This window comes from Pseudomonas sp. 21LCFQ010 (genome assembly GCF_024129905.1).
Taxonomy (GTDB): domain Bacteria; phylum Pseudomonadota; class Gammaproteobacteria; order Pseudomonadales; family Pseudomonadaceae; genus Aquipseudomonas.
This window is the reverse complement of the sequence record NZ_JAMYDZ010000016.1, coordinates 13,690-38,333: the sequence shown is the minus strand read 5'-3', so window position 1 is coordinate 38,333 and position 24,644 is coordinate 13,690. Positions and strand designations below refer to the sequence as shown.

Genomic DNA, 24,644 nt, shown 5'->3' with positions numbered 1-24,644 from the left:
TATGAGTGACGTGTCCTCAGTCAGCGAACACCTTCTGGCCCCTGGCGGGTTGAGCCTGGATAACCTGCAAGCGGTGCTGGGCGAGCTGGCCGGGCCGGGAATCGACGCAGCCGATCTGTACTTCCAGGGCATCATTTCCGAGTCCTGGGCGCTGGAGGACGGTATCGTCAAGGAAGGCAGCTTCAACATGGACCAGGGCGTGGGCGTACGTGCCCAGTCGGGAGAAAAAACCGGTTTTGCCTACAGCAACGCCATCAATCTGGAAGCCCTGACGGCCGCCGCAGGCGCCGCCCGCTCGATCTCCCGTGCCGGTCAGCAGGGCCGGGTCCAGGCCTTCACTGCCCAGGATGTGACTCGCTTGTACGCGGCGGACAACCCGCTCGAAGTGCTCAGCCGTGCGGAAAAAGTCGAGTTGCTCAAGCGCATCGACATCGCCACCCGGGCCCTGGACCCGCGCATTCAGCAAGTGTCGGTGAGCATGGCCGGGGTCTGGGAGCAGATTCTGGTCGCCGCCGCCGACGGTAGCCTGGCGGCCGATGTGCGGCCGCTGGTGCGCTTCAATGTCAGCGTGATCGTCGAGCAGAACGGCCGCCGCGAACGCGGTGGTCACGGTGGCGGCGGACGTACCGATTACCGCTACTTCCTCAATGAAGACCGGGCCATGGGCTATGCCCGTGAAGCGCTGCGCCAGGCGCTGGTCAACCTCGAAGCGGTGCCGGCTCCGGCTGGCACCCTGCCGGTGGTGCTCGGCTCGGGCTGGTCCGGTGTGCTGTTGCACGAAGCCGTTGGCCACGGTCTGGAAGGCGATTTCAACCGCAAGGGCAGCTCGGCCTACAGCGGCCGGATTGGCGAAATGGTTGCATCCAAACTGTGCACCATCGTCGACGACGGTACCCTGGCAGGTCGCCGTGGTTCGCTGAGCGTCGATGACGAAGGCACCCCGACCCAATGCACCACCCTGATCGAGAACGGCGTGCTCAAGGGCTACATGCAGGACAAGCTCAATGCACGGCTGATGGGCGTGGCGCGCACCGGTAATGGTCGTCGTGAGTCCTACGCGCACCTGCCGATGCCGCGCATGACCAACACCTACATGCTTGGCGGGCAGAGCGATCCACAGGAAATCATCGCCTCGGTGAAAAAAGGCATCTACTGCGCCAACCTTGGCGGCGGTCAGGTCGACATCACCAGCGGCAAGTTCGTGTTTTCTACCAGCGAGGCGTACCTGATCGAAGACGGCAAAATCACTACGCCTGTCAAGGGTGCGACCCTGATCGGCAACGGTCCGGAAGCCATGAGCCGGGTGTCAATGGTCGGTAACGACCTGAAACTGGACAGTGGTGTCGGGACCTGTGGCAAGGATGGGCAATCGGTGCCGGTTGGCGTGGGGCAGCCGACCCTCAAGCTCGATGCGATCACTGTTGGCGGCACCGGAGCCTGAGGGCACTTCTAAAAACTACCTGCGTTGCCATCGCGGCGTTAAAAACAGGCTCACAATGCTCATTGACAACCAGTCAACTCCGCTTGCTCGCCTGTTTTTGCCTTGCGCTGGCGGCCTCGCCTACGTTTTTAGAGGCGCCCTCAAGGGCAGGAAAGGACGGGAACTAACGCAGGCCGCGTTGCAGCTCGTCCAGCTCGCGGATGTACTTGAAGATCTTGCGGCTGGAGGCTGGCGGTTTGTTGCGTGCCACCTCGTGCTGGGCCTGGCGGATCAGCGAACGCAGCTGCTGGCGATCGGCTTCGGGGTACTCGACGACGAATTTTTCCAGGTCGCCGTCGTCACCGCCAATCAGCCGGTCACGCCAGCGTTCAAGGGCGTGAAAGCGCTCGTTGTACTGACGGGTCGAGCTGTCGAGCTGGTCCACCAGCGCCAGAATGGCCTCCTGGTCCTGATCGCGCATCAGCTTGCCGATGAACAGGATGTGCCGTTTACGGGCGGCGTGGGCCGTGTGCTTGTGGGCCTCGGCCAGGGCCTTGCGCAAGCCGTCGGTCAGCGGCAGCTTGTCGAGCAGGTCGGGTTTGAAGGTGGTCAGGCGTTCGCCAAGCTCGACCAGAGCCTGCATCTCGCGTTTTACCTGGGTTTTGCTTTTCTCCCCGTCGAGGGAGTCGTCGTAAGAATCAACCATGGGGGCCGTCCGCAAATAAACGGCGCCATGATAACCACTCGGGGGCCGCTTGTCCGGTCCGCTCGGTATACGGGCCGTGCCGAAAGCAGAATTTGATGGAGAAAGTCATGAGTGCAACCCAAAGCGTCGGCCCGCAGGCCTTGTCGGCCCTTGAGCAGCAGGTTGAGCAGATCATTGCCGAAGCCCGGCGTCAGGGCGCCACGGCCTGCGAAGTGGCGGTATCCGTGGACCAAGGGTTGTCGACCTCGGTGCGTCAGCGCGAAGTCGAGACTGTGGAATTCAATCGCGATCAGGGCTTTGGCATCACCCTGTATGTCGGCCAGCGTAAAGGGTCGGCCAGCACCTCGGCAGTCGGCCCTGAAGCGATCCGTGAAACCGTCGCCGCAGCGCTGGCGATTGCCGAACACACTTCCGAAGACCAAAGCTCCGGGCTCGCCGATGCGGCGTTGATGGCTCGCGAGGTAAAGGATTTCGACCTTTACCATGCCTGGGATATCACCCCGGAACAGGCCATCGAAAAAGCGCTGATCTGCGAAGCGGCAGCATTTGATGCCGACAAGCGGATCAAAAACGCCGATGGCACCACGCTCAATACCCATCAGGGCTGCCGTGTGTACGGCAACAGCAACGGCTTTATCGGCGGTTACGCCTCGACCCGGCATAGCCTGAGTTGCGTGATGATCGCCGAAGATGGCGGCCAGATGCAGCGCGATTACTGGTATGACGTCAACCGTCAGGGCTCTTTGCTGAGCGATCCGGTAAGCATTGGACGCAAGGCTGCCGAGCGCGCAGCCAGCCGTTTGGGCGCGCGTCCAGTACCCACTTGCGAAGTACCGGTCCTGTTCAGCGCCGAACTGGCCGGCGGGCTGTTCGGCAGTTTCCTGGGCGCGATCTCTGGCGGTAACCTGTACCGTAAGTCCTCTTTCCTTGAAGGCGCGCTGGGCCAGCGGCTGTTCCCTGAGTGGCTGACCATCGATGAACGGCCGCACCTGATGCGGGCAATGGGCAGCGCCTCGTTCGATGGTGACGGCCTTGCTACCTACGCCAAACCATTTGTCGAAAATGGCGACCTTGTGTCGTATGTGCTGAGCACCTATTCAGGTCGCAAACTGGGTATGCCCAGCACCGCCAACGCTGGCGGGGTGCATAACCTGTTCGTCAGCCACGGCAGCGAAGACCAGGCGGCACTGATCCGGCGTATGGGTCGTGGCCTGCTGGTCACCGAACTGATGGGCAGCGGCCTGAACATGGTCACCGGCGACTACTCGCGCGGTGCGGCCGGCTTTTGGGTGGAGAATGGCGAGATCCAGTTTGCCGTTCAGGAAGTGACGATTGCCGGCAACATGCGTGACATGTTCAGGCAGATCGTCGCCGTTGGCAGCGATCTTGAACTGCGCGGCAACATCCGCACCGGCTCGGTCCTGATCGAGCGCATGACCGTCGCAGGTAGCTGATAAACCACCGGTAGGAGCGACCTTGGTCGCGAATCCTCCAGACGCCCCATGTTTAACGTCTGCTGAAGATTCGCGAGCAAGCTCGCTCCTACCGATGTTCCCTCCCGAGTCGCTGCATACCCGCTGCTTTTTCCCCCTGAAATATCTATGGCGCACTCAGGGGGTTGTCTTGATTCTTAATCTCATTCAATAATGACTATCATTTCTTGGCTGGATGATGGGTCATGGGATCAGTGCTGCATGAACTACCTTATCTGGAGAACTGGCGTGAGCTGGGTCTGCGGATTCGTTGTGCGCTTGATCCTGACGAGCCGCGCCTGATCGAGCATTACCTCGCCGAAGGGCGCTATCTGGCGCGCTTTACCGCCACCCCCAAAGCGCTGGTCGCGCAATCCACGTTCCGGCTGTTGCTGGACACCGCCCGTGACACCGTACTGCCGTGGCATTGGCGCTGCCTGTGCCTGGACCAGGCCTGGCGGCCGTTGCGCGATCTCAAACTGTTGGCTGCAACCCAGGCACAGCGTCACCAGTGGGATGCCTGTGTGCATGAGCTGGCGACCTGTGTGCTGCAACCGTCAATTTCTCTGACTGAACTGGTGCAAGGATATTCCGATGAGTAATACCCGTATCGAACGCGACAGCATGGGTGAACTGCAGGTCCCGGCCGAGGCCCTGTACGGCGCTCAGACCCAGCGTGCGGTAGACAACTTTCCGATCAGCCAGCAGCGCATGCCCAAGCAGTTCATCCGCGCCTTGCTGCTGGCCAAGGCCGCTGCTGCCAAGGCCAACCTGGAGCTTGAACAGATCAGCGAAGGGCAGAGCAAGGCGATTGTTCAGGCCGTCAATGATCTGCTGGGCGGCGATTTCATGGTGCATTTCCCGGTGGACATATTCCAGACCGGCTCGGGCACCAGTTCCAACATGAACGCCAACGAAGTGATCGCTACTCTGGCAACGCGCATCCTGGGCGACACGGTCAATGCCAACGATCACGTCAACTGTGGCCAGAGCAGCAACGACATTATCCCCACCACGATCCACGTCAGTGCTGCACTGGCGCTGCACGAGCATCTGCTGCCAGCGCTCAATCACCTGCTGCAAGTGACCGAACACAAGGCCGGCCAGGTGCATCAGTACGTCAAGACCGGCCGTACTCACCTGATGGACGCCATGCCAGTGCGCATGAGCCAGGTGCTCAACGGTTGGGCCCAGCAAGTGCGCGCCAATGTCGAACACTTGCAGGCGTTGCAACCGGCCCTGCAGTCACTGGCTCAGGGCGGCACGGCGGTGGGCACCGGTATCAACGCCCATCCGGAGTTTGCCAAGCGTTTCAACGCCCACCTCAGTGCACTGAGTGGCGTGAGCTTTACGCCGGGCAAGGACCTGTTTGCCCTGATCGGCTCGCAAGACACGGCCGTGGCCGTGTCGGGCCAGCTCAAGGCCACTGCCGTGTCGCTGATGAAAATAGCCAACGACCTGCGCTGGATGAATTCCGGCCCACTGGCGGGCCTGGGTGAAATCGAACTGCAAGCCTTGCAGCCCGGTTCGTCGATCATGCCGGGCAAGGTCAACCCAGTGATTCCTGAAGCGACCGCCATGGTGGCTGCTCAGGTCATCGGCAACGATGCAGCCATCACCGTAGCGGGCCAGTCAGGCAACTTCGAACTTAACGTAATGCTGCCGATCGTGGCTTCGAATCTGCTCAGCAGCATTGAGCTGTTGGCCAACTCCAGCCGCCTGTTGGCCGACAAGGCCATCGCCAGTTTCAAGGTCAATCAGGAAAAACTGCAGGAAGCGCTGTCGCGCAACCCGATTCTGGTGACCGCGTTGAACCCGATCATTGGTTATCAGAAAGCCGCTGAAATCGCCAAGAAGGCGTATCAACAAGGCCGGCCGATCATCGATGTCGCGCTGGAACATACCGACCTGCAACGCAGCCAGCTGGAAGTGTTGCTCAACCCTGAAAAACTCACCGCTGGCGGTATCTGAGCCGGCGCTCTGGAGGTAGACCATGCAGCATTGGAAACGCATCATCGAACAAGCCAATCGCTGTTTCAATCTCGGCGAGTGGGTTGAAGCTCGTGAGTTATACCTCCAGGCCCTGGCGCTGGCCCAGGTGCTGTTCGAGCGCTGGGCCGACCCCGACGAAGCGGTCGCCGCCTACGTCATCTCGCACCACAATCTGGCCGATCTACACTTGAGCCTGGGGCAGCCTGAAGAAAGTGCCGAGTACCTTTGCGCGGTGCATCAACGGTTGTTACAGGCCATTCAGGATTCGCGTCTGCCCGAGACGCTGCGCCAGGCGGCGCTGCGCCATAGCAACAAGACCTACGCCGAGCTGTTGAGCTTCATCAGCGAACATGGCGAGTACCCGCGCACCAACAGATTGCTGAACAGCGCCGGCGAACACAGCCGTTCGTCGCTGCATCACCATTCAGCCACTGGCCAATACCAAGGAGTCCATTGAAATGACCTATAGCCTGCCTGCCTTGCCTTACGCCTACGATGCGCTGGAACCGCACGTCGATGCGCAAACCATGGAAATCCACCACACCAAACACCATCAGACCTACATCAACAACATCAACGCGGCCCTGGAGCAGCCTGAATACGCCCAGTACAAAGAACTGAGCGTCGAGGACCTGGTGCGCAAGATCGCCAGTCTGCCAGAGGCTCTGCGCCCGGTGGTCAAGAACCATGGCGGTGGCCATGCCAACCACTCGCTGTTCTGGACCGTGATGAGTCCTGAAGGTGATCGCGAGCCCAAAGGCGAGCTGGCCAGTGCCATCGATGCGCAACTGGGCGGCTTTGCAGCGTTCAAAGAGGCCTTCACCAAGGCTGCTACTGTCCAGTTCGGCAGTGGCTGGGCGTGGCTGAGCGTTACCCCGGAGAAAAAGCTGGTGGTCGAGCACAGCGGCAACCAGGACAGCCCGTTGATGCACGGCAATACGCCGATTCTTGGCCTGGATGTCTGGGAGCACGCTTACTACCTGAAGTATCAGAACAAGCGGCCGGAGTACATCGCTGCCTTCTACAACGTCATCAACTGGGCTGAAGTGGCGCGCCGTTACGCTGCTGCGCTGGCCTGATCAACCCTTTGAGTCCTCAAGGCACGTCATGAGTCTGGAAATGTCGGTTACCAATCGTGTTCGCCTGTTTCGTCTGGCCTTCGGAAGCCTGCTGCTTCTGGGAGGGATTGCCTTGCTGACAGTCCAGGCACTGGACTGGGTGACACGTTTGTCCCTGGCATAAAGCCTCAGGCGCCCTGTGCCAGGACAGGGTGGCTGTGGTGGTGGCGGTCTTGCAGGCAATAAAAACGGGGCGCTTATGGCGCCCCGTTTTTGTGTCCGGCTTTGTCATGCGGCAGATTATTCGCCTTCATCAAAATAATTGTTGATCAGCGCTACCAGCCCTTCCAGTGCCTGATCTTCCTGCTCGCCTTCAGTGAGCAGGTGAATTTCGGTGCCCTTGCCGGCGGCCAGCATCATGACGGCCATGATGCTCTTGCCGTCGACCATGCTCTCCGGAGTGCGGCCAACCCGGATCTGGCAGGGGAACTTGCCGGCGACGCCGACGAACTTGGCAGCAGCCCGGGCATGCAGGCCCAGTTTGTTGATAATGGTGATTTGACGAGCGGGCATCGCTGTGGAAGTCCTTCAACTGAGGTCGCGGTGACGAACCTGAACGTTCTTGAGTGATTGTTGCAGGACCTGGCCCAGGCGTTCGGTCAGGTAGACCGAACGGTGATGCCCGCCGGTGCAGCCGATGGCGACGGTCACGTAGGAGCGGTTACTGGCAGCAAACCGCGGCAGCCACTTGTTGAGGTGGGCGAAGATGTCCTGAAACATCTCTTCCACATCGGGCTGGGCCGCGAGGTATTCGGCTACCACCGGATCAAGCCCCGAATGCTCGCGTAGCTCCGGCTTCCAGTAGGGGTTGGGCAGGCAGCGCACGTCGAACACCAGATCGGCGTCCACCGGCATGCCACGCTTGAAGCCGAACGACTCGATCAGGAAAGCCGTACCGGGCTCGGGCTTGTTCAGCAGGCGCAGCTTGATGGTGTCACGCAACTGATAGAGGTTCAGGTGCGTGGTGTTGATCTTCAGGTCGGCCAGATCAATGATCGGCCCCAGCAGTACGCTTTCGTCACGTATGGCTTCGGCCAGCGAGCGCTGCGAGTTGCTCAGCGGGTGGCGTCGCCGGGTTTCCGAGAAGCGTTTGAGCAGGGTGGCGTCGTCGGCGTCCAGATACAGCACATCACAGTGGATGTGCCGGGCGCGTACCTCATCGAGGATCTGCGGGAAGCGGGTGAGGTGGCTGGGCATGTTGCGTGCGTCGATGGACACAGCCAGTAGCGGCTCACTTTGTTCGGTATTGAGCAACGCGCGTTCGGCCAGTTCAGGCAGCAAGCCTGCCGGCAGATTGTCGACGCAGTAGAAACCGTTGTCTTCGAGCATGTCGAGCGCGGTGCTCTTGCCCGAACCGGAGCGGCCACTGACGATGATCATGCGCATGCTCACCGGCCTTTCAGTTCATCCAGCACGGCTTGATGAAGCGCCTCACCGCTGGTTGCCGCGCGCAGGCGCTCACGCACTTCGGCGCGGTCCAGCATGCTGGCGATCTGGCGTAACAGCTCCAGATGTTCATCGGTGGCAGCTTCGGGAACCAGCAACACGAACAGCAGATCGACCGGTGCGCCATCAATGGCGTCAAAATCAACCGGCGCTTCCAGGTGCAGGACGGCGCTCACCGGCGCGCTGCAGGCGGCGAGGCGGCAGTGAGGAATGGCAATGCCGTTGCCAAAGCCGGTCGAACCGAGCTTTTCGCGGGCGACCAGACTCTCGAATACGGTTTGAGTATCCAGCGTAGGTACTTCGCTGCCAATCAGGTTGGCAATCTGTTCGAGTACACGTTTTTTACTGCCCCCCGGCACGTTAACCTGGGAACGGCCGGGGGTCAGGATGTCTTCAAGTGGGATCATGGATTGGGTGTGTTAGCGAGCGGTCGCACCTTTGAGGATGCTTTGCTGCTTTTCCTTATGCTTGAGCAATTGTCTGTCGAGCTTGTCGGTGAGCAGGTCGATGGCGGCATACATGTCGTCATGCTCGGCGTTGGCCACGACCTCACCGCCATGAATGTGCATGGTGGCTTCGATTTTCTGTTTCAGTTTCTCGACGGTCATGGTGACCTGGACATTGGTGATCTTGTCGAAATGTCCTTCGAGTTTTTTGAGTTTGAGCTCCACATATTCGCGCAGGGGCTTGGTCACTTCCAGTTGATGTCCACTGATATTGACTTGCATACAGCTTTCTCCTTTGCCTGTGCATAAAGGGGCAGGTCGACTACCTGCCTCTGGAACGCTGTGGCGCTCACCCGGCATCGACCCCAAACGAGGTCGTGCCCGGTAGCCGGTCAGTCACATCAGCCGCTTGCGTTCGCTCGATGGCGCAATGCCCAGCGATTCGCGGTACTTGGCGACGGTGCGACGGGCGACCTGAATGCCTTGTGCTTCCAGTAAACCAGCGATCTTGCTATCACTCAATGGCTTTTTCTGATTTTCCGCAGCAACCAGTTTCTTGATGATTGCGCGGATGGCTGTGGAGGAGCATTCACCGCCTTCGGAAGTGCTGACATGGCTGGAGAAGAAGTACTTCAACTCGTAGATGCCGCGCGGGGTATGCATGAATTTCTGGGTGGTGACCCGGGAAATGGTCGACTCGTGCATGCCAACCGCTTCGGCAATATCGTGCAGCACCAACGGCTTCATGGCCTCATCGCCGTATTCGAGAAAGCCGCGCTGGTGCTCGACGATCTGGGTGGCCACCTTCATCAGGGTCTCGTTGCGGCTTTGCAGGCTCTTGATGAACCAGCGCGCTTCCTGCAACTGGTTACGCATGAAGGTGTTGTCGGCGCTGGTATCGGCGCGGCGCACGAAGCCGGCATATTGCGGATTGACGCGCAGGCGCGGCACCGCTTCCTGGTTCAGCTCTACCAGCCAGCGGTCGGTGTCCTTGCGCACGATGACGTCCGGCACCACATATTCCGGCTCGCTGGATTCGATTTGCGAACCCGGGCGCGGATTGAGGCTTTGCACCAGCTCGATGACCTGGCGCAGCTCATCTTCCTTGAGTTTCATGCGCCGCATCAGTTGCGAGTAGTCGCGGCTGCCCAACAAGTCGATGTAGTCGCTGACCAAGCGCTGCGCTTCAGCCAGCCAAGGGCTCTTGGCCGGGAGCTGGCGCAATTGCAGGAGCAGGCATTCGCTGAGGGTGCGCGCACCGACACCGGCCGGTTCGAACTGCTGGATACGGTGCAGGACGGCTTCGATCTCGTCGAGTTCGATGTCCAGTTCAGGATCGAAGGCTTCCAGAAGTTCTTCCAGAGGCTCTTCCAGGTAACCCTGGCCATTGATGCAGTCGATCAGGGTGACAGCGATCAGGCGATCGGTGTCGGACATCGGCGCGACATTGAGCTGCCATAGCAAGTGGCTCTGCAGGCTTTCACCGGCCGATGTGCGGGTTGTGAAGTCCCACTCGTCATCATCACTGCCGGGCAGGCTGCTGGCGCTGGTCTGGTAGATGTCTTCCCACGCCGTGTCGACCGGCAGCTCGTTGGGAATACGCTCGTTCCAGTCGCCTTCTTCAAGGTTGTCCACGGTCGTGGCGGTTTCCTGGAAGCTTGGCTCCGGCTGTTCGCTGGCCGGCTTGTTTTCGATATTGTCCGCCATCGGGTCGGAATTATCGAAGTCGTCGCCTTCTTCCTGGCGCTCCAGCATGGGGTTGGATTCCAGCGCTTCCTGGATTTCCTGCTGCAGGTCCAGAGTCGATAGCTGAAGCAAGCGGATAGCCTGTTGCAGCTGCGGTGTCATCGTCAGCTGCTGGCCCATTCTCAAGACTAGCGATGGTTTCATGGCAGTTGCTCAACACCTTCATTCGCCGGCGCGGGGAGCGCCATCCACTACAGGGCATCGGTAGCTGTCGTGGGAAAGTGTCGGCAGGTTGCTAGCCTCGGATGCAGTCATCGGACCTGGAGAGCGGGCTCGAAAACACGCATTTACCCGTAGCTGATTGGCTTGGGAAAAACCGTGACTTTCGAGTGCTTTCGTCTTGCCTTGGCTGCGCTCGCTACGCTTTCTCACGGCCTCTGATCGATGCCGCCTTTATTAAGCAAGTTATATGCCTGAATTCTAAAGACTTGCCTAGAGCATCAGGACAAATAATCTGTTGTCAACAGCCAGTGTGTAACCAAGGGAGGTCTACAAACGGAACTCGTGGCCCAGGTACACCTCTTTCACCAGCTGGTTGGCCAGGATGGTTTCTGCATCGCCTTCGGCAATCAGCTGGCCGTCGTTGACGATGTAGGCGGTCTCGCAGATGTCCAGGGTCTCGCGCACGTTGTGATCGGTGATCAGTACGCCGATGCCCTTGGCCTTGAGGTGGTGAATGATCTGCTTGATATCACCCACGGAAATCGGGTCTACCCCGGCGAAAGGCTCGTCGAGCAGGATGAACTTGGGGGCCGTGGCCAGCGCGCGGGCGATCTCTACGCGGCGACGCTCGCCGCCGGAGAGGCTCATGCCGAGGCTATCGCGGATATGGGTGATATGGAATTCCTGCAGCAGGCTTTCCAGTTCGGAGCGGCGTGCGGCGGCGTCCAGTTCCTTTCGGGTTTCCAGAATCGCCATGATGTTGTCGGCCACGGTCAGCTTGCGGAAGATCGAGGCTTCCTGTGGCAGATAACCGATACCGGCGCGTGCGCGACCGTGCATGGGTTGGTGGCTGACATCGAGGTCATCGATCAGCACTCGACCCTGATCGGCCTGGACCAGGCCGACGATCATGTAGAAGCAGGTGGTCTTGCCGGCGCCGTTAGGGCCCAGCAGGCCGACGATCTGCCCGCTGTCAATGGACAGGCTGACATCGCGTACGACCTGGCGGCTCTTGTAGCTCTTGGCCAGATGCTGGGCTTTAAGCGTCGCCATTTACTGGGCCTTCTGCTGCTGTTCGGGTTTCTTTTTCGGCTGGATGACCATGTCGATGCGCGGACGTGGCGCAGTGACCTGGCTGCCGGTAGCGCGGCCGGCACTGACGACCTGGCGCACGGTGTCATAGACGATCTTCTCGCCTTCTGACGTGTTGCCGTCGTTGATGACCTTGGCCTTGTCGATCAGCACGATGCGATCCTGTGCTGCGTAGTACTGGATGGTCACTGCATAGGCCTGGACGATGGGCTTGTCCACCGAAGGCTTCTGCTCGTAGTAGGCCAGGTTGCCGACCGAGGTGAACACGTCGACTTCACCCTGGGCGTTACGGGTGATGGTCACGGTGTTTCCGGTGATCTTCATCGAGCCCTGGGTGATGATGACATTGCCCTTGTAGGTGGCGATGCCTTTTTTGTCGTCCAGCTGCGCGTCATCGGACTGAATGTGGATCGGCTGATCACGGTCAGTTGGCAGGGACCAGGCGCTCGCGCTTCCCAGTGCTGCGCTCAGGCCGAGCAAGAAAGGAAGGGTTTTAACGAGCCTCATACTGTCCTCTTACTTTGGACAGCAGGTCCATCCTGCCGTCTTTCAAATATGCTTTCATCCCTACAGCCGTGCTGACACCGCCGCCGGCGTCGATTCTAACGGCTTGCTCGGTCTGCGCATATTGCTTCTGTGGGAATACAGTCATTCGACTGCTGGTAATGATGGTCGCGCGCTGCTTTTCATCGGTGCGGGCAACGCGAACGTTGTCGATCAGTTCGACCTGCTCGCCACCGGGCGATACTTCGCCACGGGCGCTCTGCACGTGCCATGGAAAGGCCGTGCCACGGTACATGTTCAGGTCCGGGCGGGTCAGCAGGGTGACATCGCTGGCCTTGACGTGCTCGACCTTGTCGGCGGTCATCTCGTACTGCACCTTGCCGTCGGGCAGGTACTGTACGCTGCGCGCATTGATCGCGTAGTAGTCGATGGCAGTCTCGTCGGCCTTCACGGCCGGCTGGTCCATGAAGCTTTCCGGACTGACGTTCCAGTAGCCGACGGCGGCCAGCAGCAACGCCAGCACGCCAAGGATCAGGAAAGTACGAATCTTCTTGCTGAGCATAAGTGGTGTCTACAGATAGGCGGCATGGGCCGCTTCAAGGTTGTTCTGCGCTTCAAGAATAAGCTCGCAGAACTCGCGGGCTGCGCCTTCGCCACCGCGTGCACGGGTCACGCCATGGGCGTGCTGACGCACGAAAGTGGCGGCATTGGCCACAGCCATACCCAGCCCTACGCGGCGAATCACCGGCAAGTCTGGAAGATCATCACCCAGATAGGCGACCTGTTCGTAACTCAGGTTCAGTTCAGCGAGCAGTTGATCAAGCACCACCAGTTTGTCTTCGCGGCCCTGATACAGGTGGGCAATGCCCAGATTCTTCGCCCTGCGCTCGACCACCGGGGTCTTGCGCCCGCTAATGATAGCCGTTGTAACGCCTGAGGCGATGAGCATCTTGATGCCCTGGCCGTCGAGGGTGTTGAAAGTCTTGAATTCGCTGCCGTCTTCCAGGAAGTAGAGGCGCCCGTCAGTGAGGACGCCGTCCACATCGAAAATGGCCAGCTTGATGCCTTTGCCACGCTGCAGCAGTTGCTCGGTCATTGCGTTGTTCTCCATTACATCACCCCCGCACGGACCAGGTCCTGCAGGTTGAAGGCACCCACCGGGTGGTCTTGCCCATCGACCACGATCAGTGCGTTGATCTTGTGGTCTTCCATGATCTTCAGCGCTTCTGCGGCGAGCATTTCGCCGCGTACGGTCTTGCCGTGTACGGTCATGACCTCGTCGATGATCGCCTCGCGAATGTCGGTGGCACGATCCAGGGTGCGGCGCAGGTCACCGTCGGTGAAAATCCCGGCCAGTTTGCCATCGGCTTCGACGATCGCGGTCATGCCCAGGCCTTTGCGGGTCATCTCCAGCAGGGCATCGCGCAACGAGGTGCCGCGCGCCACTTTGGGCAGGGTGTCGCCGCTGTGCATCACGTGTTCGACCTTGAGCAGCAGGCGCCGCCCCAGCGCACCGCCCGGATGCGAAAAGGCGAAGTCTTCGGCGGTAAAGCCACGGGCCTCCAGCAGTGCAACGGCCAGCGCATCGCCCATCACCAGTGCCGCCGTGGTCGAGGAGGTCGGCGCCAGGTTGAGCGGGCAGGCCTCTTGGGCGACATGCGCATTGAGATTGACGTCGGCGGTCTTCGCCAGCGTCGACTCAGGGTTGCCAGTCAGGCTGATCATAGTGATGCCCAGGCGCTTGATCAGCGGCAGCAGGGTCACGATCTCGTGAGTCGTTCCAGAGTTGGACAGGGCGAGAATGATATCGTCACGAGTGATCATGCCCATGTCGCCGTGGCTGGCTTCGGCCGGGTGGACGAAAAACGCCGGGGTGCCGGTGCTGGCCAGGGTCGCCGCGATCTTGTTGCCAATGTGTCCGGACTTGCCCATGCCGACCACCACAACCCGGCCCTTGCTGGCCAGAATCAGCTCGCAGGCGCGCACGAAATCGGCGTCGATGTGTCCCAGGAGACTGTCGATCGCGTCTATTTCGAGACGGATGGTGCGCTGTGCGGATTGGATAAGGTCGCTGGATTGGCTCATGTCTGGATCGGTCAGCCTGGGAAAAGGCGGCGATTATAGCGGTATTGTCGATCCGGCTCACGCTCTGATCGTCGCAGTCATTCTTTAACGATGAGTCGGCTCAAGCGACTCAGTGTCTTAAGTGTTGTAACGGCATGTGAGTACAGGCGGTGGACGTCGGTTCCGTACTTGGGTGGCACGCAGCAGCGGTGGTATAGTTCGCGGCTTGTCCGGCCCGCCAGTATCGACGCTCCCGGCGCGGAGCAGGCTCGGCAGGTGTGGCCGTATTGCAAGGAGTTCAGATGAGTGCCGATGACGCGTACGCGGTCGAATTGAAGGGTGTCACCTTCAAGCGCGGTGCCCGCAGCATTTTCAACAATGTTGATATTCGTATTCCCAAAGGCAAGGTCACCGGCATCATGGGGCCTTCCGGTTGTGGCAAAACCACCTTGCTGCGCCTGATGGGCGCGCAGTTGCGCCCTGACGCAGGCGAAGTGTGGGTCAACGGCCAGAACCTGCCGCAGCTGTCGCGCGGCGATCTGTTCGATGCGCGCAAGCGCATGGGGGTGCTGTTCCAGAGTGGCGCGCTGTTTACCGACCTTGATGTGTTCGAGAACGTCGCGTTTCCTCTGCGTGTCCACACCGAGCTGCCGGACGACATGATTCGCGACATCGTACTGCTCAAACTGCAGGCGGTGGGGCTGCGCGGCGCTGTCGAGCTGATGCCCGATGAGCTGTCCGGCGGCATGAAGCGTCGGGTCGCGCTGGCCCGGGCGATTGCCCTCGATCCGCAGATTCTCATGTATGACGAACCGTTCGTCGGTCAGGATCCCATCGCCATGGGGGTTCTGGTTCGCCTGATTCGCCTGCTCAACGATGCGTTGGGCATCACCAGTATTGTGGTTTCCCATGATCTGACTGAAACCGCCAGTATCGCCGACTACATCTATGTAGTGGGTGACGGCCAGGTGCTGGGGCAAGGTACGCCGCAGGAACTGCTGGCGTCGGACAACCCGCGCATCCGTCAATTCATGACGGGCGAGCCGGACGGTCCTGTGCCTTTTCATTATCCGGCAGCGGATTTTCGCGACGATCTTTTGGGGACGCGCTGATGCGCAACAAATCAATCATCGAGCGTGTGCGCCTGCTTGGGCGCGCAGCCATCGACGTCATCACCGTGCTGGGGCGTTCCGGCATCTTTCTGTTCAATGCCTTGCTGGGGCGCGGCGGTATCGGCGGCGGTTTTCAATTGCTGGTCAAGCAACTGTACTCGGTCGGGGTGATGTCGCTGGTCATCATCGTCGTCTCGGGCGCGTTCATCGGTATGGTTCTGGCGCTGCAGGGCTTCAGCATCCTGACCAAGTACGGTTCCGAACAGGCGGTCGGGCAAATGGTTGCCCTTACCCTGTTGCGTGAGCTGGCGCCGGTCGTGGCGGCGCTGCTGTTTGCCGGTCGGGCCGGCTCGGCGCTGACTGCCGAGATCGGCAATATGAAATCCACCGAGCAACTGTCGAGCCTGGAAATGATCGGTGTCGACCCGCTCAAGTACATCGTTGCCCCGCGACTGTGGGCCGGCTTTATTTCATTGCCGGTGCTGACCATGATCTTCAGTGTGGTCGGTATCTGGGGCGGCTCCTGGGTCGCCATCGACTGGCTGGGAGTCTATGAAGGTTCTTTCTGGTCCAATATGCAGAACAGTGTTTCTTTCACTGACGATGTGCTCAATGGCCTGATCAAAAGCGTCGTATTTGCCTTGGTAGTGACATGGATCGCGGTTTTTCAGGGTTACGATTGCGATCCTACTTCCGAAGGGATCAGTCGTGCCACGACCCGTACCGTGGTCTACGCCTCACTGGCGGTGCTGGGCCTGGACTTTATTCTGACCGCCTTGATGTTTGGAGATTTCTGATGCAAAACCGCGCCATCGAAACCGGTGTCGGACTGTTCCTCCTGGCCGGCATCCTGGCCTTGCTCCTGCTGGCCCTGCGGGTCAGTGGTCTGAGCGCCAGTGCGACCAGCGACACCTATAAACTTTACGCGTACTTCGACAATATTGCCGGTTTGACTGTCAGAGCCAAGGTAAGCATGGCCGGTGTCACGGTGGGCCGGGTGACGGCGATCGATCTGGATCGCGATACCTTCACCGGGCGCGTGACGCTGGAAATCCAGAAGTCGGTGGATAACCTGCCGACCGATTCCACGGCATCGATTCTGACTGCGGGCCTGTTGGGCGAGAAATACATCGGTCTGAGTGTGGGAGGGGACGAGGCCCTGCTCAAGGATGGCGGTACGATCCACGACACCCAGTCGTCGTTGGTGCTCGAAGACCTGATCGGTAAATTTCTGCTCAACACCGTGAGTAAAGAAGCCAAATGAGGAGCTTTTCCATGATCTCTATTTTGCGTCGCGGTCTGCTGGTCCTGTTGGCAGCATTGCCGATGCTGGCCAACGCAGCGGCTGCGCCCTCTGCCCACGACCTGATCAAAGGCACTACGGATCAGTTGCTTGGCGACCTGTCGGCCAACAAGGAGCAGTACAAGGCCAACCCGAGTGCTTTCTATGATGCGCTCAACCGCATTGTCGGGCCGGTGGTGGATGCCGATGGCATTTCACGCAGCATCATGACCGTCAAGTATTCGCGCCAGGCGACGCCTGCGCAGATGCAACGCTTCCAGGAGAACTTCAAGCGCAGCCTGATGCAGTTCTATGGCAACGCATTGCTGGAGTACAACAATCAGGGCATCACCGTAGCGCCGGCCAAGGATGAGAGTGGCGAGCGCACCAGCGTCGATATGCAGGTCAAGGGCAACAACGGTGCGGTCTATCCGGTTTCCTACACCCTCGAGAAGATCAATGGTGAATGGAAAGTGCGCAACGTGATCATCAACGGCATCAACATCGGCAAGCTGTTCCGTGACCAGTTCGCCGATGCCATGCAGCGCAATGGCAATAATCTGGACAAGACTATCGATGGCTGGGCCGGTGAAGTGGCCAAGGCCAAGGAAGTCACCGACGAAGCTTCGCAGAAGGCGGCGCAATGACCGAGTCGGCGGTGCGTCTTGTCGGCGCCGGCGAGCTGCGTCTGGTCGGTGTGCTCGACTACAGCACCGGTCCGCAGTTACGCAAGCAGGGCGCGGCGCTGATCCGTTCCAGCAGCCTGCCGACACTGGTCATTGATTGTTCGGGTGTCAGCCACTCCAGCAGCGTCGGCCTGGCGCTGCTGCTGGGTTTCATGCGTGATGCGCAAAGTGCCGGCAAATCGGTCAGCGTTCACTCCATGCCAGCGGACATGCGCAAGATCGCCGAGGTATCGGGCGCCAGTGCGCTGTTTGACAATCATTCTCCCGCCTGACCTTATGCAGCCCTCTGTCTGCGTAAACCCCGGGCGGGGTTCGCATAGCGGGGGCTTTTTTGTATCATGGCCGACCCGCGCGCACAGAGCGCCGATCGAGGTTAAGCATGCAGGCTGTCGAAGTAAAAAGCTTCCTTGAAGCAAAATTGCCCGGAATCAAAGTGGAAGTCGAAGGCGAAGGCTGCAACTTCCAGCTCAATGTCATCAGTGATGAGTTGGCTGCCCTGAGTCCTGTCAAGCGTCAGCAACAGATCTACTCCCATCTCAATCCCTGGATCGCTGATGGCAGCATCCATGCGGTTACGATGAAATTTTTCAGCAGCGCGGCCTGGGCCGAGCGCGCCTGACCCTACCGGTGTCGAGATTGCAATGGATAAATTGATTATTACCGGCGGCGTCCGTCTGGACGGCGAAATTCGTATTTCCGGGGCCAAGAACTCGGCGTTGCCGATTCTTTCTGCAACCCTGCTCGCCGATGGGCCTGTTACGGTCCAGAACCTGCCGCATCTGCACGACATCACCACCATGATCGAGCTGTTCGGTCGCATGGGTATTGAGCCGGTGATCGACGAGAAGCTCAGCGTCGAGATCGACCCGCGCACCATCAAGACCCTGGTCGCGCCGTATGAGCTGGTCAAGACCATGCGCGCCTCGATTCTGGTGCTCGGCCCGATGGTCGCCCGCTTCGGTGAAGCTGAAGTGGCCTTGCCGGGCGGCTGCGCCATTGGTTCGCGTCCGGTTGACCTGCACATCCGCGGCCTGGAAGCCATGGGCGCGATCATTGACGTCGAAGGCGGTTACATCAAGGCTCGCGCCCCGGAAGGCGGCCTGCGTGGCGCACATTTCTTCTTCGATACCGTCAGTGTGACCGGTACCGAGAACATCATGATGGCCGCCAGTCTGGCCAAGGGCCGCACAGTGCTGCAGAACGCAGCCCGTGAACCTGAAGTCGTCGACCTGGCGAACTTCCTGATCGCCATGGGTGCCAACATTCAAGGTGCCGGTACCGACACCATCACCATTGACGGTGTCGAACGTCTGCATTCGGCCACCTACAAGGTGATGCCGGACCGTATCGAGACCGGTACGTACCTGGTGGCTGCGGCAATCACCGGTGGCCGGGTCAAGGTCAAGGACACTGATCCGACCATTCTCGAAGCGGTCCTGCTCAAGCTGCAGGAAGCGGGCGCCGAAGTGACCACGGGTGACGACTGGATCGAGCTGAACATGCATGGTCGCCGTCCTAAAGCTGTCAATGTACGTACCGCGCCGTATCCGGCGTTTCCGACCGACATGCAGGCCCAGTTCATCTCCCTCAATGCCGTTGCCGAAGGCACTGGCGCAGTGATCGAGACGATCTTCGAAAACCGCTTCATGCACGTTTACGAAATGCACCGCATGGGCGCGCAGATCCAGGTCGAAGGCAATACCGCGATCGTCACCGGCACCGAAGTGCTCAAGGGCGCTCCGGTCATGGCCACCGACCTGCGTGCTTCGGCCAGCCTGGTGATCTCGGCGCTGGTTGCCGAAGGTGACACGCTGATCGACCGTATCTACCACATCGACCGTGGTTACGAGTGCATCGAAGAGAAGCTGCAGTTGCTGGGCGCGAAAATTCGTCGCGTACCGGGCTGACCTGCACGGCCCCGATGTTTCAACCATCGGGGCCGTGGTTTGACGACTGCGAGATTTCCATTACCCGGTTGCGCACTGACGGCGTGTATCGGGTAAGCTCTGGGGCTTGCCGCCAGGGCATGAGCTTCCTGATAAGGACCCGAGTTTTCCCATGCTGACCATCGCACTGTCCAAGGGCCGTATCCTTGACGACACCCTGCCGCTTCTCGCTGAGGCGGGCATTGTGCCGACCGAGAATCCGGACAAGAGCCGCAAGCTCATCATTCCCACGACCCAGGACGATGTTCGTCTGCTGATCGTGCGTGCCACCGATGTGCCGACCTATGTCGAGCATGGCGCGGCAGACCTGGGCGTCGCCGGCAAGGATGTGCTGATGGAATACGGCGGCCAGGGTCTGTACGAGCCTCTGGACCTGAACATTGCCCGTTGCAAGCTGATGACCGCTGGCGCGGTAGGTGCTCCAGAGCCCAAGGGGCGGCTGCGGGTGGCGACCAAGTTCGTCAACGTCGCCAAACGCTACTACGCCGAACAGGGTCGTCAGGTCGACATCATCAAGCTGTATGGCTCTATGGAGCTGGCTCCGCTGATCGGCCTGGCCGACAAGATCATCGACGTCGTCGACACGGGCAACACCCTGCGTGCCAACGGTCTTGAGCCTCAGGAAATGATCGCGACCATCAGCTCGCGTCTGGTAGTCAACAAAGCGTCGATGAAGATGCAACACGCCCGCATCCAGTCGCTGATCGACACCCTGCGCAAGGCTGTCGAGTCGCGACACCACGGCTGACCTGATCACGCGATATTGCATCGCGTCCAGCTATCCGTGTCATAGCCAGATTTCTCAGGTGCCAGCGCGGATAGCTTGGTAGCTTATGGCTCCTGAGCATCCGCCAATAACAGAGACCCTCGCTATGACCACGTCCACTGCAATACGCCGACTCGATGCTGCCGATGCGGATTTCGCCCGACATCTGGATCATCTGCTGAGCTGGGAAAGTGTGTCTGACGACTCGGTCAATCAGCGTGTACTGGATATCATCAAGGCCGTGCGTGAGCGTGGTGACGCCGCGCTGGTCGAGTTCACCCAGCGCTTCGATGCCCTGCAAGCCGGCTCAATGGCCGATCTGATTCTGCCCCGCGAGCGTCTGGAACTGGCCCTGACCCGCATCACGCCTGCTCAGCGCCAGGCGCTGGAAGTGGCTGCCGAGCGGGTGCGTAGCTATCACGAAAAGCAGAAGCAGGACTCCTGGAGCTACACCGAAGCCGACGGCACGGTGCTGGGCCAGAAGGTCACGCCGCTGGATCGTGCCGGTTTGTATGTGCCAGGCGGCAAGGCGTCCTACCCCTCATCGGTCCTGATGAACGCGATCCCGGCCAAAGTGGCCGGAGTGGCAGAGGTGGTCATGGTCGTGCCGACCCCGCGTGGCGATATCAACGAACTGGTACTGGCGGCTGCCTGTATCGCCGGTGTGGATCGGGTGTTCACCATCGGCGGCGCCCAGGCTGTGGCGGCGCTGGCCTATGGCACTGAAAGTGTGCCGCCAGTCGACAAGATCGTCGGCCCCGGCAATATTTATGTGGCCACTGCCAAGCGTCACGTATTCGGTCAGGTCGGCATCGACATGATCGCCGGCCCCTCCGAGATTCTGGTGGTCTGCGACGGTCAGACCGATCCGGACTGGATCGCCATGGACCTGTTCTCGCAAGCCGAGCACGATGAAGACGCCCAGGCCATCCTGGTCAGCCCGGACGCTGAATTCCTCGACAAAGTGGCGGCCAGTATCGAGAAGCTGCTGCCGACCATGGATCGTGCCACCATCATCGAAACCTCGATCAATGGCCGTGGTGCGCTGATCAAGGTTGCCGATATGCAACAAGCCATCGATGTGGCCAACCGCATCGCCCCGGAGCACCTTGAGTTGTCGGTTGAAGACCCGCAGGCCTGGCTGCCGCAGATCCGCCATGCCGGTGCGATCTTCATGGGCCGCCACACCAGCGAAGCACTGGGTGACTACTGTGCCGGTCCCAACCATGTGTTGCCGACTTCCGGCACCGCCCGTTTCTCGTCGCCGCTGGGGGTTTATGACTTCCAGAAGCGTTCGTCGATCATCTTCTGTTCGCCGCAGGGCGCCTCGGAGCTGGGCAAGACCGCTTCGGTACTGGCTCGTGGCGAATCGCTCAGTGGTCATGCGCGCAGCGCCGAATACCGTATTACCGATACCGGCTTCAAGCCCGGGCTTAGCGAGCAAGGCGAGTAAACATGAGCAAATTCTGGAGTCCTTTCGTCAAGAGCCTGGTGCCTTATGTGCCGGGCGAGCAACCCAAGCTGAACAAGCTGGTCAAGCTCAACACCAACGAAAACCCTTACGGCCCCTCGCCAAAGGCGCTCGAAGCCATGCGCGCCGAACTCGGCGATGGCCTGCGTCTGTATCCGGACCCTAACAGCGACCTGCTCAAGCAAGCGGTGGCGGCTTACTACAAGGTGCAGCCCAATCAGGTGTTCCTGGGCAACGGCTCCGACGAAGTGCTGGCGCATATTTTCTATGGCCTGTTTCAGCACGACCAACCGCTGCTGTTCCCGGACATCAGCTACAGCTTCTATCCGGTTTACTGCGGCCTGTATGGGATTGCCCATGAAACCGTAGCGCTGGACGAGCAGTTCCAGATTCGTGTGCACGATTATGCGCGGCCCAACGGCGGGATCATCTTCCCCAACCCGAATGCGCCTACCGGCTGCCTGCTGGCGCTGGAAGCCATTGAGCAAATCCTCAAGGCCAGCCCGGATTCAGTTGTGGTCGTGGACGAAGCCTACATCGACTTTGGTGGCGAGACCGCCATCAGCCTGGTGGACCGCTACCCGAACCTGCTGGTGACCCAGACCCTGTCCAAGTCACGTTCGCTGGCCGGGCTGCGGGTCGGCCTGGCGGTCGGCCATCCTGATCTGATCGAAGCGCTGGAGCGGGTCAAGAACAGCTTCAACTCCTACCCGCTGGATCGTCTGGCGATCGTGGGCGCCACTGCGGCGTTCGAAGATCAGGCGCATTTCAATACCACCCGCAACGCGGTGATTGCCAGTCGCGAAGCCTTGGTCGAGCAGTTGCAGGGCAAGGGCTTTGAAGTTCTGCCTTCGGCAGCCAACTTCATCTTCGCCCGTCACCCGCAGCATGATGCCGCAGGCCTGGCGGCGAAAGTGCGTGAGCAAGGGGTTATCGTGCGGCACTTCAAGCAGGAGCGGATTGCCCAGTTCCTGCGCATTACCATTGGCACGCCAGAGCAGAACCAGGCGTTGCTGGATGCGTTGAGCGATATCTGAGTGTCATCGGCCTTGGCCGCGAACCAGCAGGTTCGCGGCCAAGGCCGACACGGGTTATTGCGCGTTGGCGGCCGGGGTGTGGGCCGGGGCTGGAGCCGGTGGTGGACGAATCCCCACTTCTGCGGTCAGGCGCAGTTCCTTGTTATTGCGCAGCACATTGATCGCGATCTTTTCCTTTGGTCGAGCGCGGGCCAGCTGATTCATGGCGCGACGTCCGTCGGTGGCCACTTCATCATTGATGCTCAGAATGATATCGCCCAGTTGCAGGCCGGCCTTTTGCGCCGGGCCGTCGCGAAATACCGCAGATACCACCACGCCCTGACGGCCTTTGAGGCCATAGGACTCGACCAGATCGGCGGTCAGGTTCTGTACTTCAATGCCCAGCCAGCCGCGGATCACCTGACCATGCTCGATGATCGACTTCATCACATCGATCGCCAGTTTGGTCGGGATCGAGAAACCGATGCCTTGCGAGCCGCGTGACTCGGTAAAAATCGCGGTGTTGATGCCGATCAGGTTGCCGTTGGCATCAACAAGTGCGCCACCGGAGTTGCCGGGGTTGATCGCCGCGTCGGTCTGAATGAAGTCTTCGTAGGTATTGAGGCCCAACTGGTTGCGCCCGGTGGCGCTGATGATGCCCATGGTGACGGTCTGGCCGACGCCGAACGGGTTGCCGATCGCCAGTGCAACGTCGCCGATGCGAATGTTGTCAGAACGGGCAATGGTGATGGCCTGCAGGTTTTTAAGATCGATCTTGACTACTGCCAGGTCGGTTTCCGGATCGTTGCCGATGACCCGCGCCACGGTCTCACGACCGTCCTTGAGTGCCACGATGATCTGATCGGCGCCACTGGTTACGTGGTTGTTGGTGAGGATGTAGCCTTCCGGGCTCATCAACACGCCAGACCCCAGGCTCGATTCCATGCGCTTCTGTTTGGGCTGGTTGTCGCCGAAAAAGCGCCTGAATTGCGGGTCTTCGAACAGCGGGTTGGCCGACTTGTTGATCAGCCGGGTGCTGTACAGGTTGACCACCGCCGGTGCGGCAGCGCTGACCGCGTCGGCATACGACGAAGGGCCCTGCACAATCTGGGTGGATTGCGGTGCCTGTTGCAAATTGACGTCCAGACTGGGCAAACCGACCCATTGAGGAAAACGCTGGATGACCAGCAGGGCGACCAATACGCCTGCGAGCAATGGCCAGCCAAAATAGCGCAGTGCCTTTAGCATTGAGAGAAGATCCTGGGAGTGACAGGCGCAGAATTTATTAGCCGGGCTGCGCCATAATGGCGGGCATTATACGAGCACCGCAGGCGCTGTCTCGTATTACTCACGCAATTTAAGGTATCTATGTTGTGCTGACCGCGATACCGAACCGTTCATCGAGGAATCTTTCATGGCCGTAGCCCTCACCACCCTGGTTGAAGAAGCCGATCGCTACCTCAACAGCGCCCGGATCCAGGACTATTGCCCCAACGGCCTGCAGGTCGAAGGGCGCCCACAGGTCATGCGTATTGTCAGTGGTGTAACCGCCAGCCAGGCGTTGCTCGATGCCGCTGTCGAGGCCCAGGCCGATCTGGTTCTGGTCCATCATGGTTACTTCTGGAAAGGCGAGAATCCCTGCGTGGTGGGGATGAAGCAACGTCGCCTGAAGACCCTGCTCAGGCATGACATGAGCCTGCTGGCTTATCATCTGCCATTGGACGTGCACCCGGAAGTGGGTAACAACGTGCAGTTGGCGCGGCAACTGGATATCACGGTCGAAGGGCCGTTGAATCCCGCTGACCCCAAGGTGGTGGGGCTGGTCGGTTCGCTGGCCGAGCCGGTCAGCGCCCGTGACTTTGCCCGGCGCGTGCAGGAGGTACTGGGCCGCGAGCCGTTGTTGATTGAGGGCGACCGGATGGTGCAGCGCGTCGGTTGGTGTTCTGGCGGTGGCCAGGGCTACATTGACCAGGCGGTGCTTGAGGGGGTTGATCTGTACTTCAGCGGCGAAGCCTCCGAGCAGACGTTTCATAGCGCTCAAGAGAACGGCATCAGTTTCATTGCCGCCGGCCATCATGCCACCGAGCGTTACGGCGTGCAGGCACTGGGTGATTATCTGGCGCGGCGCTTTGCGCTGGAGCACATTTTCATCGACTGTCCCAACCCGGTCTGAGCCGCGACCCAGAGCGCGATGGTC

General features: G+C 60.1%; 29 protein-coding genes. 17 read left to right on the top strand and 12 right to left on the bottom strand.

The genetic code is table 11. The features are described 5' to 3' along the window. The first annotated feature begins 1 nt into the window (after position 1). On the top strand, positions 2–1,441 hold the full coding sequence (gene tldD / locus NJC38_RS18175) for a metalloprotease TldD (protein WP_045487862.1): 1,440 nt from the start codon (positions 2–4) through the stop codon (positions 1,439–1,441). Between the two features lie 163 nt (positions 1,442–1,604). Here the strand turns inward: tldD and yjgA are convergent, their stop codons facing one another. Then, complete coding sequence (yjgA, locus tag NJC38_RS18170; protein WP_045487864.1) at positions 1,605–2,126, bottom strand: ribosome biogenesis factor YjgA; 522 nt, start codon at positions 2,124–2,126, stop codon at positions 1,605–1,607. A 107-nt stretch (positions 2,127–2,233) separates the two neighbouring features. Here yjgA and pmbA point away from each other — a divergent pair, with 107 nt between their 5' ends. The 5 genes from pmbA to NJC38_RS18145 all read left to right on the top strand — a co-directional run bounded on the left by pmbA (position 2,234) and on the right by NJC38_RS18145 (position 6,669). Continuing rightward, a complete protein-coding gene (gene pmbA, locus NJC38_RS18165; protein WP_045487867.1) occupies positions 2,234–3,580 on the top strand; it encodes a metalloprotease PmbA in 1,347 nt (448 codons plus the stop codon). Between the two features lie 224 nt (positions 3,581–3,804). After that, a complete protein-coding gene (locus NJC38_RS18160; protein WP_253116321.1) occupies positions 3,805–4,200 on the top strand; it encodes a FagA protein in 396 nt (131 codons plus the stop codon). After that, positions 4,193–5,569, top strand: a complete 1,377-nt coding sequence (locus NJC38_RS18155; RefSeq protein ID WP_045487873.1) for a class II fumarate hydratase — start codon at positions 4,193–4,195, stop codon at positions 5,567–5,569. The genes NJC38_RS18160 and NJC38_RS18155 overlap by 8 nt, the downstream gene beginning before the upstream one ends. A gap of 22 nt (positions 5,570–5,591) precedes the next feature. Beyond that, the gene (locus NJC38_RS18150) at positions 5,592–6,047 is read left to right on the top strand and encodes a tetratricopeptide repeat protein (RefSeq protein ID WP_045487876.1); all 456 of its coding nucleotides are present in this window, start codon (positions 5,592–5,594) and stop codon (positions 6,045–6,047) included. Position 6,048: 1 nt separating this feature from the next. After that, positions 6,049–6,669, top strand: a complete 621-nt coding sequence (locus NJC38_RS18145; RefSeq protein WP_045487879.1) for a superoxide dismutase — start codon at positions 6,049–6,051, stop codon at positions 6,667–6,669. Between the two features lie 279 nt (positions 6,670–6,948). On the opposite strand, the gene NJC38_RS18140 is transcribed toward NJC38_RS18145, so the two are convergent. The 10 genes from NJC38_RS18140 to NJC38_RS18095 all read right to left on the bottom strand — a co-directional run bounded on the left by NJC38_RS18140 (position 6,949) and on the right by NJC38_RS18095 (position 14,189). Then, positions 6,949–7,221, bottom strand: a complete 273-nt coding sequence (locus NJC38_RS18140) for an HPr family phosphocarrier protein (RefSeq protein WP_045487882.1) — start codon at positions 7,219–7,221, stop codon at positions 6,949–6,951. A 15-nt stretch (positions 7,222–7,236) separates the two neighbouring features. Next, entirely contained in the window at positions 7,237–8,094 is an 858-nt protein-coding gene (gene rapZ / locus NJC38_RS18135; protein ID WP_045487885.1) for an RNase adapter RapZ, read from the bottom strand. 2 nt (positions 8,095–8,096) lie between these two features. After that, positions 8,097–8,561, bottom strand: coding sequence for a PTS IIA-like nitrogen regulatory protein PtsN (gene ptsN / locus NJC38_RS18130; RefSeq protein WP_253116318.1), 465 nt, complete (start codon positions 8,559–8,561; stop codon positions 8,097–8,099). Positions 8,562–8,573: 12 nt separating this feature from the next. Further along, on the bottom strand, positions 8,574–8,882 hold the full coding sequence (gene raiA, locus NJC38_RS18125) for a ribosome-associated translation inhibitor RaiA (RefSeq protein WP_045487891.1): 309 nt from the start codon (positions 8,880–8,882) through the stop codon (positions 8,574–8,576). Positions 8,883–8,996: 114 nt separating this feature from the next. Next, positions 8,997–10,490: an RNA polymerase factor sigma-54 gene (locus tag NJC38_RS18120; protein WP_253116316.1), complete on the bottom strand. Its 1,494-nt coding sequence runs from the start codon at positions 10,488–10,490 to the stop codon at positions 8,997–8,999. Between the two features lie 345 nt (positions 10,491–10,835). Beyond that, complete coding sequence (lptB, locus tag NJC38_RS18115; protein ID WP_253116314.1) at positions 10,836–11,561, bottom strand: LPS export ABC transporter ATP-binding protein; 726 nt, start codon at positions 11,559–11,561, stop codon at positions 10,836–10,838. Then, positions 11,562–12,107: a lipopolysaccharide transport periplasmic protein LptA gene (gene lptA, locus NJC38_RS18110; RefSeq protein ID WP_045487898.1), complete on the bottom strand. Its 546-nt coding sequence runs from the start codon at positions 12,105–12,107 to the stop codon at positions 11,562–11,564. Further along, on the bottom strand, positions 12,094–12,666 hold the full coding sequence (gene lptC, locus NJC38_RS18105; protein WP_045487900.1) for an LPS export ABC transporter periplasmic protein LptC: 573 nt from the start codon (positions 12,664–12,666) through the stop codon (positions 12,094–12,096). Before lptC ends, lptA begins: the two co-directional genes overlap by 14 nt. 9 nt (positions 12,667–12,675) lie before the next feature. Further along, positions 12,676–13,200: an HAD family hydrolase gene (locus NJC38_RS18100; protein WP_045487902.1), complete on the bottom strand. Its 525-nt coding sequence runs from the start codon at positions 13,198–13,200 to the stop codon at positions 12,676–12,678. A gap of 14 nt (positions 13,201–13,214) precedes the next feature. Further along, on the bottom strand, positions 13,215–14,189 hold the full coding sequence (locus tag NJC38_RS18095) for a KpsF/GutQ family sugar-phosphate isomerase (RefSeq protein ID WP_045487904.1): 975 nt from the start codon (positions 14,187–14,189) through the stop codon (positions 13,215–13,217). A gap of 281 nt (positions 14,190–14,470) precedes the next feature. Here NJC38_RS18095 and NJC38_RS18090 point away from each other — a divergent pair, with 281 nt between their 5' ends. The 10 genes from NJC38_RS18090 to hisC all read left to right on the top strand — a co-directional run bounded on the left by NJC38_RS18090 (position 14,471) and on the right by hisC (position 22,468). Then, a complete protein-coding gene (locus NJC38_RS18090; RefSeq protein ID WP_045487906.1) occupies positions 14,471–15,280 on the top strand; it encodes an ATP-binding cassette domain-containing protein in 810 nt (269 codons plus the stop codon). Next, the gene (gene mlaE / locus NJC38_RS18085; protein ID WP_045487908.1) at positions 15,280–16,077 is read left to right on the top strand and encodes a lipid asymmetry maintenance ABC transporter permease subunit MlaE; all 798 of its coding nucleotides are present in this window, start codon (positions 15,280–15,282) and stop codon (positions 16,075–16,077) included. The genes NJC38_RS18090 and mlaE overlap by 1 nt, the downstream gene beginning before the upstream one ends. Further along, a complete protein-coding gene (gene mlaD, locus NJC38_RS18080; RefSeq protein ID WP_045487911.1) occupies positions 16,077–16,544 on the top strand; it encodes an outer membrane lipid asymmetry maintenance protein MlaD in 468 nt (155 codons plus the stop codon). The genes mlaE and mlaD overlap by 1 nt, the downstream gene beginning before the upstream one ends. Before the next feature lie 11 nt (positions 16,545–16,555). Next, entirely contained in the window at positions 16,556–17,209 is a 654-nt protein-coding gene (locus tag NJC38_RS18075; RefSeq protein ID WP_253116312.1) for a phospholipid-binding protein MlaC, read from the top strand. Continuing rightward, on the top strand, positions 17,206–17,520 hold the full coding sequence (locus NJC38_RS18070; protein ID WP_045487915.1) for an STAS domain-containing protein: 315 nt from the start codon (positions 17,206–17,208) through the stop codon (positions 17,518–17,520). The genes NJC38_RS18075 and NJC38_RS18070 overlap by 4 nt, the downstream gene beginning before the upstream one ends. A 107-nt stretch (positions 17,521–17,627) precedes the next feature. Beyond that, positions 17,628–17,867 carry a BolA family protein gene (locus NJC38_RS18065; protein WP_045487916.1) on the top strand — a complete coding sequence of 80 codons (240 nt, stop codon included), beginning with the start codon at positions 17,628–17,630 and terminating at the stop codon, positions 17,865–17,867. 22 nt (positions 17,868–17,889) lie between these two features. Then, complete coding sequence (murA, locus tag NJC38_RS18060) at positions 17,890–19,155, top strand: UDP-N-acetylglucosamine 1-carboxyvinyltransferase (RefSeq protein ID WP_045487918.1); 1,266 nt, start codon at positions 17,890–17,892, stop codon at positions 19,153–19,155. 151 nt (positions 19,156–19,306) lie between these two features. Further along, positions 19,307–19,942, top strand: coding sequence for an ATP phosphoribosyltransferase (hisG, locus tag NJC38_RS18055; RefSeq protein WP_045487919.1), 636 nt, complete (start codon positions 19,307–19,309; stop codon positions 19,940–19,942). A 124-nt stretch (positions 19,943–20,066) separates the two neighbouring features. Further along, entirely contained in the window at positions 20,067–21,413 is a 1,347-nt protein-coding gene (gene hisD, locus NJC38_RS18050) for a histidinol dehydrogenase (RefSeq protein WP_253116309.1), read from the top strand. Between the two features lie 2 nt (positions 21,414–21,415). Further along, positions 21,416–22,468, top strand: coding sequence for a histidinol-phosphate transaminase (gene hisC / locus NJC38_RS18045; RefSeq protein ID WP_253116307.1), 1,053 nt, complete (start codon positions 21,416–21,418; stop codon positions 22,466–22,468). Between the two features lie 54 nt (positions 22,469–22,522). On the opposite strand, the gene algW is transcribed toward hisC, so the two are convergent. Further along, the gene (gene algW / locus NJC38_RS18040) at positions 22,523–23,695 is read right to left on the bottom strand and encodes a Do family serine endopeptidase AlgW (RefSeq protein ID WP_045487926.1); all 1,173 of its coding nucleotides are present in this window, start codon (positions 23,693–23,695) and stop codon (positions 22,523–22,525) included. 166 nt (positions 23,696–23,861) lie between these two features. Between algW and NJC38_RS18035 the strand changes: the two genes are divergently transcribed. Next, positions 23,862–24,620 carry a Nif3-like dinuclear metal center hexameric protein gene (locus NJC38_RS18035; protein WP_253116305.1) on the top strand — a complete coding sequence of 253 codons (759 nt, stop codon included), beginning with the start codon at positions 23,862–23,864 and terminating at the stop codon, positions 24,618–24,620. Positions 24,621–24,644 lie beyond the last annotated feature (24 nt).

Bases quoted from the DNA above. Each gene is read 5' to 3' on its own strand.
- hisC (WP_253116307.1), top strand. From the start codon at position 21,416: ATGAGCAAATTCTGGAGTCCTTTCGTCAAGAGCCTGGTGCCTTATGTG.
- NJC38_RS18090 (WP_045487906.1), top strand. From the start codon at position 14,471: ATGAGTGCCGATGACGCGTACGCGGTCGAATTGAAGGGTGTCACCTTC.
- NJC38_RS18140 (WP_045487882.1), bottom strand. From the start codon at position 7,221: ATGCCCGCTCGTCAAATCACCATTATCAACAAACTGGGCCTGCATGCC.
- NJC38_RS18035 (WP_253116305.1), top strand. From the start codon at position 23,862: ATGGCCGTAGCCCTCACCACCCTGGTTGAAGAAGCCGATCGCTACCTC.
- mlaE (WP_045487908.1), top strand. From the start codon at position 15,280: ATGCGCAACAAATCAATCATCGAGCGTGTGCGCCTGCTTGGGCGCGCA.
- NJC38_RS18155 (WP_045487873.1), top strand. From the start codon at position 4,193: ATGAGTAATACCCGTATCGAACGCGACAGCATGGGTGAACTGCAGGTC.
- NJC38_RS18100 (WP_045487902.1), bottom strand. From the start codon at position 13,200: ATGACCGAGCAACTGCTGCAGCGTGGCAAAGGCATCAAGCTGGCCATT.
- hisG (WP_045487919.1), top strand. From the start codon at position 19,307: ATGCTGACCATCGCACTGTCCAAGGGCCGTATCCTTGACGACACCCTG.
- lptA (WP_045487898.1), bottom strand. From the start codon at position 12,107: ATGAGGCTCGTTAAAACCCTTCCTTTCTTGCTCGGCCTGAGCGCAGCA.
- mlaD (WP_045487911.1), top strand. From the start codon at position 16,077: ATGCAAAACCGCGCCATCGAAACCGGTGTCGGACTGTTCCTCCTGGCC.
- lptB (WP_253116314.1), bottom strand. From the start codon at position 11,561: ATGGCGACGCTTAAAGCCCAGCATCTGGCCAAGAGCTACAAGAGCCGC.
- murA (WP_045487918.1), top strand. From the start codon at position 17,890: ATGGATAAATTGATTATTACCGGCGGCGTCCGTCTGGACGGCGAAATT.
- NJC38_RS18120 (WP_253116316.1), bottom strand. From the start codon at position 10,490: ATGAAACCATCGCTAGTCTTGAGAATGGGCCAGCAGCTGACGATGACA.
- algW (WP_045487926.1), bottom strand. From the start codon at position 23,695: ATGCTAAAGGCACTGCGCTATTTTGGCTGGCCATTGCTCGCAGGCGTA.
- NJC38_RS18070 (WP_045487915.1), top strand. From the start codon at position 17,206: ATGACCGAGTCGGCGGTGCGTCTTGTCGGCGCCGGCGAGCTGCGTCTG.
- rapZ (WP_045487885.1), bottom strand. From the start codon at position 8,094: ATGCGCATGATCATCGTCAGTGGCCGCTCCGGTTCGGGCAAGAGCACC.
- NJC38_RS18150 (WP_045487876.1), top strand. From the start codon at position 5,592: ATGCAGCATTGGAAACGCATCATCGAACAAGCCAATCGCTGTTTCAAT.
- raiA (WP_045487891.1), bottom strand. From the start codon at position 8,882: ATGCAAGTCAATATCAGTGGACATCAACTGGAAGTGACCAAGCCCCTG.
- tldD (WP_045487862.1), top strand. From the start codon at position 2: ATGAGTGACGTGTCCTCAGTCAGCGAACACCTTCTGGCCCCTGGCGGG.
- yjgA (WP_045487864.1), bottom strand. From the start codon at position 2,126: ATGGTTGATTCTTACGACGACTCCCTCGACGGGGAGAAAAGCAAAACC.
- pmbA (WP_045487867.1), top strand. From the start codon at position 2,234: ATGAGTGCAACCCAAAGCGTCGGCCCGCAGGCCTTGTCGGCCCTTGAG.
- lptC (WP_045487900.1), bottom strand. From the start codon at position 12,666: ATGCTCAGCAAGAAGATTCGTACTTTCCTGATCCTTGGCGTGCTGGCG.
- NJC38_RS18160 (WP_253116321.1), top strand. From the start codon at position 3,805: ATGGGATCAGTGCTGCATGAACTACCTTATCTGGAGAACTGGCGTGAG.
- ptsN (WP_253116318.1), bottom strand. From the start codon at position 8,561: ATGATCCCACTTGAAGACATCCTGACCCCCGGCCGTTCCCAGGTTAAC.
- NJC38_RS18075 (WP_253116312.1), top strand. From the start codon at position 16,556: ATGATCTCTATTTTGCGTCGCGGTCTGCTGGTCCTGTTGGCAGCATTG.
- NJC38_RS18145 (WP_045487879.1), top strand. From the start codon at position 6,049: ATGACCTATAGCCTGCCTGCCTTGCCTTACGCCTACGATGCGCTGGAA.
- NJC38_RS18065 (WP_045487916.1), top strand. From the start codon at position 17,628: ATGCAGGCTGTCGAAGTAAAAAGCTTCCTTGAAGCAAAATTGCCCGGA.
- NJC38_RS18095 (WP_045487904.1), bottom strand. From the start codon at position 14,189: ATGAGCCAATCCAGCGACCTTATCCAATCCGCACAGCGCACCATCCGT.
- hisD (WP_253116309.1), top strand. From the start codon at position 20,067: ATGACCACGTCCACTGCAATACGCCGACTCGATGCTGCCGATGCGGAT.